This window comes from Paenibacillus chondroitinus NBRC 15376, assembly GCF_004000765.1.
Lineage (GTDB): Bacteria > Bacillota > Bacilli > Paenibacillales > NBRC-103111 > Paenibacillus_E > Paenibacillus_E chondroitinus.
Genome location: NZ_BILW01000093.1, coordinates 1 through 3,905 on the forward strand (window position 1 = coordinate 1; position 3,905 = coordinate 3,905).

General features: G+C 42.0%; 5 protein-coding genes. 3 read left to right on the plus strand and 2 right to left on the minus strand.

All coding sequences use genetic code 11. From position 1 onward, the window contains the following. Positions 1–33: 33 nt before the first annotated feature. Both PCH02S_RS35305 and PCH02S_RS35310 read right to left on the minus strand, forming a co-directional pair. The gene (locus PCH02S_RS35305; protein WP_127458773.1) at positions 34–1,377 is read right to left on the minus strand and encodes an MATE family efflux transporter; all 1,344 of its coding nucleotides are present in this window, start codon (positions 1,375–1,377) and stop codon (positions 34–36) included. Then, on the minus strand, positions 1,370–1,918 hold the full coding sequence (locus tag PCH02S_RS35310) for a Chromate resistance protein ChrB (protein ID WP_127458774.1): 549 nt from the start codon (positions 1,916–1,918) through the stop codon (positions 1,370–1,372). The genes PCH02S_RS35305 and PCH02S_RS35310 overlap by 8 nt, the downstream gene beginning before the upstream one ends. Before the next feature lie 163 nt (positions 1,919–2,081). Here PCH02S_RS35310 and PCH02S_RS35315 point away from each other — a divergent pair, with 163 nt between their 5' ends. From PCH02S_RS35315 to PCH02S_RS36285, 3 genes are all read left to right on the plus strand, one after another. Continuing rightward, on the plus strand, positions 2,082–2,705 hold the full coding sequence (locus PCH02S_RS35315) for a histidine phosphatase family protein (RefSeq protein WP_127458775.1): 624 nt from the start codon (positions 2,082–2,084) through the stop codon (positions 2,703–2,705). Continuing rightward, the gene (locus PCH02S_RS35320) at positions 2,702–3,496 is read left to right on the plus strand and encodes an endonuclease/exonuclease/phosphatase family protein (protein ID WP_127458776.1); all 795 of its coding nucleotides are present in this window, start codon (positions 2,702–2,704) and stop codon (positions 3,494–3,496) included. Before PCH02S_RS35315 ends, PCH02S_RS35320 begins: the two co-directional genes overlap by 4 nt. A 227-nt stretch (positions 3,497–3,723) precedes the next feature. Continuing rightward, the coding region (locus PCH02S_RS36285; protein ID WP_218033201.1) for a hypothetical protein at positions 3,724–3,905 on the plus strand (182 nt) is incomplete at its 3' end.

Here is a 3,905-nt window from a genome sequence, read left to right on the forward strand (position 1 = left end):
TTTTTTTTGATCCCCCTGGAACTTACTTTACGACTATATAACTTTGAGCCATTTAAAGGACCGGTACCGCCAATATAAGATTCCTGCCCGGATATAATTATCAAATGCAATCGCGCACCATGCTCCAATAAGTCCCCATCCAAGGTACACGCCAAGTAGGTATACGCCAAGGGTTCGTATGGCCCAAATTCCAAACCAAGTGACATACATCGGGAACTTGGTATCCCCGCCTGCTTGCAGAATGGCTGTTAATGAAGTAACCAGGCCCGTTGCAGGCTGAGCAAAAAGGTCGATTAATAACACTGTAGTAATTAAGTGAATAACCTCTGAACTAGTTGTAAACCAAGTCGCCGCGCCGAACGAATATAACCAAACGATTAGCAAAACGACTGTCATGACAGTCGAAGTAACGCCCGTAGCAATTTTTCCATAGCGTTTCACATCTTCAAACTTTCCGGACCCGATACTCTGCCCAATCAGCGTCGTTGTTGCCACGCCTAGCCCCGTTCCTACAATGGTTGAAAATAAGGTGAAGTTCCCGGTTAGGGTATGGGCTGCATAGATGTCCGTACCCATCCGAATAATCATTCCAAAGTATAAAATTTGACCTGTTCGCATGAACAAACGTTCCAACATAGCAGGGGTACCAAGACGGGACATGCGATAGAGTAAATCGGGGCGAATGGACCAGAACCGAGGGCTTAGCGGGGGAAGCAGATTCTTTCGCTTCATCCCTCGAAATAATAAGGCTACCCCAATGATCCGTGCTAAAACTGTTGCGATCGCTGCCCCGGTTAGGCCGAATCCTTCGAAAAACAAACCGAAAATGAGGATGTAATCCAAGATGATATGAATAAAATTCATCCAAAGTCCTGCGCGTAATGGGGTTTTGGTATCCCCGGTTCCCCGTAGAATTGAGCCAATAGTAAATACGAGCGACATGAAAATAGAAGGCGTCGCAATAACGCGAAAATAGGTGCTCCCCCTCTCGACAACCTCAGCGTTCGCTCCCATTAATGATAAAAGATCGGGTGCAAAGAAAAGAGAGACAAACCCGAAGAGGAATCCTATACCTATGGTTAACATAAGCGCATGACTTATGATCACCTTTGTTTTTTCTGTATCCTGCTCTCCGATGGACCTTGAAATAAAAACAGCGGCAGCGGTGGAAACAGACATGAAGATGGCAAAATAAATTTGCAATATCGCATTCGTTACACCTACGGTTGCCACTTCGGTAAGACCAAGCTTGGAAATAAATAAGCTGTCGACAAAACCAACCATACTCTGGAGAAAGTTCTCGACAATAGCTGGCCACGCCAATAATAAAAGGGTACCGGAAAACGATATTTTTTTTAAAGGGATTCCATTACTCATACGTTTTATTCGATTCCGTATTGAAAACTTCATGTGCAAAGTGATCCAACATTTGCTCACAATGTAGAAGCTCTTCCTCTGCTTCGGATTGGAGAGAGGCTTTATAAAAATCCAATTTTTTAATTTTGTCGAGCCATTGCTTTAACTTTTTCAATTCCTCGTCATTTTCTTGAAGTTCAGCATAGGTGAAGTGTTGTTGCTCTGTTTCTTCTTTTAGCTCGTCTAGATAGTCTTTACATTTTCCTAAAAACTCTTTATATTCCTCGTTTTTCTCGTCGTTGAAGCGCTGGATTATTTGTTCCTCTTCCTTTTGGTCCAAGCCTGAAGTTTCAAATAAAAGGGCATCACCGCCGTTTGTAACAATTTCATTTTTTATCATCTTGACTTGTCTTTGATGCTCCTCATTTTTGGGAAGAATGCAAACCCCATTTTGGATGTATATCGCCCCAATACCACGGATTTTTCTCCAGATCGAAACACGTTTGCTGGATGGTTCTGCTGGAACACGATAACTGAGAAGCAACCATTCATTTGCGCTCATGTCTTACCTCCATTTGAAACAGTCGTTACAATAAAAATATACCATAGACACAATATTTGCAACTGGGAATTCCAAAATTAGTTGCATAATAAATGTTATTGAAGTATTATTTATTTGAAACGGTCGTTACATTATTGCGAAACAAAGTGATTGGGGTGATAAAATGATGAAGCTCGGCTTTATTCGCCATGGGGTGACCGGGTGGAATGAACTTGGAAAGATGCAGGGGCAGACTGATATTCCATTAAATCAAGAGGGGAAAGAACAAGCGAAAGCATTGGCCACTCGACTAGCGTCTGAATCTTGGGATGCTATTTTTTCTAGTGACCTTCTCCGGGCCAAGGAAACTGCCTCCATTATCGCCCAAACCCTCGATATTGTTCATGTTGAAGATCCCCGTCTAAGGGAACGAAAAAGCGGCAGAATTGAAGGGACCACTGAAGAAGAACGAATTAGACAATGGGGAAAAGAGTGGCGGAAAATTGATCATGGGATTGAGACTAATAAAGCTGTACAAGATCGAGTAAAAGAATTCATGAATGAGGTAGCCAGTTGCTTTGAAATCCAGAATATCCTTATTGTAAGCCACGGGATTACTGTCGGCTTAACACTAAAGTATTTAATGCCCTATCATTTCGTTGATACTCATTTAGATAATGCATCACTGACTTGTATCCAGTGGATTAATAGCGAGTGGGCATGCCCAGTCTATAATTGTACAATTCATTTGAAGAAAAGAGATACGCATGACGGATTAATCGGAGATATGGAGGGAGTTGCGTTATGAAAGTATTAACCTATAACACGTTATTCGGTGGATTTGATGGGGCAGACAGAAGACGGTTCGAAGCACAAATCGAACTGATCCGTGCAACTAAACCGGATATCTTGTTAATTCAAGAAGCCAAAAATGCTACTGCCAATGGAAGTCAACTGCTTTTTCAGATGGAACAGGCATTTGAAATGAGGGGCTTTATTGCGAATGCTCCTCATACGGGGCAAAATACAGGCATTTTCATTAACTCATCTGTGAAGCCATTATCCTTTGAAACGGATTCGGTTCACTTTCATCATGCTCTAACGATTCTCAAACTTGATGTCCCAAATTTTGAAAAACCAGTTACCTTTATTAGTGCTCATTTATGCCCATTTGGCACGCATGTTCGGCTTACAGAGGCTTATTATCTGGTTAATTATGCGGAAGTGCAAAATTATGTTCTTCTTGCTGGCGATTTTAATTCCGTTTCCCCTTATGATCCCGATCCACAAGGGCTGAATGAACTGCCTTCCCATTTTCGGACCCGATATGTAACTTCCGACGGAAAAGCCGTCGATAAGAGAACATTAGAAACGTTAAATCAGGCTGGTTATATGGATCTTGGCCATCATTTTGGACAAAATGCGGACTCCACAGTCCCCACAGCCACATATAAAGACAGTGAGTTTGTTCCTTTTCGATCCGACTACATACTAACAACCAAAGCACTACAGGAACGGGCTATCTCCTATAAAGTGATTAAAAATGACCTCACTGATATCGCATCTGATCATTACCCTGTTATTGCGGAGTTCCATTGATGTACTACCGAAATATTATTGGTGGCGAAAATCATAGTTACCCTAAATTCAATGAAAGCGCCTTGGATCTCCAATGCGCTTTTTATATCCCGTTAAATAAACATGCAGGAACCACTCAAATAAGTTTTAATTATGATTAAACATAATACCTTGAAAAACGGAGGAGCCTGTCAATGACGGGCTTTTTTTGTCTTTTTTGGCATACTTAAGACAAAGGAGAGCATTGGATGGAATTATTTCTTCAATTGGCAAGCATCATTATTAGCACCAAAAAAGCAGGAGATATCGCAGTTAGACTTGGCCAGCCATCCGTATTAGGATCAGAGGTCACCCAGAGGTCACCCAAAGGTCACCCAAAGGTCACCCAAAGGTCACCCAAAGGTCACCCAAAGGTCACCCAAAGGTCACC

Bases quoted from the DNA above. Each gene is read 5' to 3' on its own strand.
- PCH02S_RS35305 (WP_127458773.1), bottom strand. From the start codon at position 1,377: ATGAGTAATGGAATCCCTTTAAAAAAAATATCGTTTTCCGGTACCCTT.
- PCH02S_RS35310 (WP_127458774.1), bottom strand. From the start codon at position 1,918: ATGAGCGCAAATGAATGGTTGCTTCTCAGTTATCGTGTTCCAGCAGAA.
- PCH02S_RS35315 (WP_127458775.1), top strand. From the start codon at position 2,082: ATGATGAAGCTCGGCTTTATTCGCCATGGGGTGACCGGGTGGAATGAA.
- PCH02S_RS35320 (WP_127458776.1), top strand. From the start codon at position 2,702: ATGAAAGTATTAACCTATAACACGTTATTCGGTGGATTTGATGGGGCA.